Source organism: Streptomyces sp. NPDC021115 (assembly GCF_044333065.1).
Taxonomy (GTDB): domain Bacteria; phylum Actinomycetota; class Actinomycetes; order Streptomycetales; family Streptomycetaceae; genus Streptomyces.
Map to the genome: position 1 here is coordinate 1 of NZ_JBIRQF010000063.1, position 1,855 is coordinate 1,855.

Annotated in this window: 1 protein-coding gene and 1 pseudogene; both read left to right on the forward strand. The window is 68.7% G+C overall.

Annotated elements, in window-relative coordinates; translation table 11 throughout:
• Window positions 1-18: 18 nt before the first annotated feature.
• Window positions 19-153 (forward strand): annotated as a pseudogene (locus ACH4TL_RS45780) (hypothetical protein); the annotation flags it as partial.
• Between the two features lie 108 nt (window positions 154-261).
• On the forward strand, window positions 262-1,855 hold a 1,594-nt coding region (locus tag ACH4TL_RS45785), incomplete at its 3' end, for an SDR family oxidoreductase (protein ID WP_398425554.1).

Here is a 1,855-nt window from a genome sequence, read left to right on the forward strand (position 1 = left end):
CTGGCCGATCACGTGGTGATGGGTCGCGTTCTGGTGCCGGGTACGGCGTTCGTGGAGTTGGCGATCCGGGCTGGTGACGAGGTCGGGTGTGACCGCGTCGAGGAGCTGACCCTGTCGGCGCCATTGGTTCTGCCGGAGCGCGGCGCTGCGCAGATCCAGGTGCGGGTAGGGGCCGCCGATGGAGATGGCCAACGCGCTCTCACCATCCACGGGCGGCCCGAGCATGCGGTGGACGCGCCCTGGGCGCAGCACGCTTCGGGTGTGCTGGCCGCGAGTGGAATCAACCGGGGGGACGTCGGCTTCGACGCGGCTGTATGGCCGCCGCACGGCGCCGAACCGGTCGATCTCAGCGACCGCTACGAGCGGCTTGCGGAGATGGGTTTCGACTACGGGCCGGTGTTCCGAGGTCTCCGGGCGGTGTGGCGGCGCGGTGATGTGGTGTTTGCCGAGGTTGGACTGCCGGAGGAGATTGAAGCTGGCGAGTTCGGCCTGCATCCAGCTCTGCTGGACGCGGTATTCCAGGCGGCGGGGTCGGCGGGATCCGGTAACGACAATCTGGATCTAGAGAGTACGGCGCTGCCGTTCTCCTGGGACGGCGTGTCGCTCTACGCCTCCGGCGCCACGACTGTGCGGGCACGACTGTCGCCCACCGGCCAGAGGGCGGTCTCGGTCGCGATAGCGGACAGTGATGGCGGCCTTGTCGCTTCCATTGATTCTCTCGCTACCCGCCCGGTAGCCCCAGGACAGCTGGGTGACGCGGCTTCCGGGGCGGGTAGTGACTCGCTGTTCCGTATCGACTGGGCTCCCCTGCCATCCGGGTCGGTTGAGACCGGGGTCGCCGCGGTTGCGGTGGTCGGCGCGGACGACGCTTTGGCTGCCGCGCTTCGGGACGCGGGTACCGAGGTCCGGGTGTGCGCGGATCTCGCGGCGCTGTCCGCAGCGGATGAGTCGGTGCCGGACGTTGTGTTGGCTGTGCTGCCCGGTGCGCGGTCCCAGAACGACGTGGTGGACGCTGTCCACGCGAGTGCTGCTTCCGCTCTGGAACTGGTGCAGGACTGGCTGGTGGAGGAGCGTTTCACCCGGTCCCGGTTGGTGATGGTGACCCAGGGTGCGGTCACCGCGCGGAACGCCGATGACCTGGCGGTGGCGTCGGTGTGGGGTTTGGTGCGGTCGGCGCAGTCGGAGCATCCGGATCGGATCACCTTGCTGGACCTTGGTGACGGTGCCGTGTCGGGGGCGGTGTTGTCGCGGGCGTTGGCTCAGCCCGAGCCGGAGTTGGCGGTGCGGGAGGGGCGGTTGGTGGTGCCTCGGTTGGCTCGGGTGGGTGTGTCCGACTCTGTGGTGCGGGTGTTTGATGGGTCGGGCAGGGTGTTGATCACGGGTGGTACGGGTGGTCTGGGTGCGGTGGTGGCGCGGCATCTGGTGGCCGAGCGTGGTGTGCGGGATCTGCTGCTGGTGTCGCGGCGGGGGATGGCTTCGCTGGGTGCCGAGGAGTTGGTCGCGGAGTTGGCGGGGTTGGGTGCGCGGGTTGAGGTGGTGGCGTGTGATGTGGCTGATCGTGAGGCGCTGGCCGAGGTGCTGGCCGGGCGGGAGATTTCGGCGGTGGTGCATACCGCCGGGGTGCTGGACGACGGTCTGATCGGGGTTCTCACTCCGGAGCGTGTTGCTGCGGTGTTGCGTCCGAAGGTGGATGCGGCGTGGCATCTGCATGAGTTGACGCGGGGCTTGGACTTGTCTGCGTTTGTGGTGTTCTCTTCCGTGGCGGGCACGTTCGGTGGTGCGGGGCAGGGTAATTACGCTGCGGGGAATGCGTTCCTGGACGCGCTGGTGCGGTACCGGCGGGACCGGGGGCTGC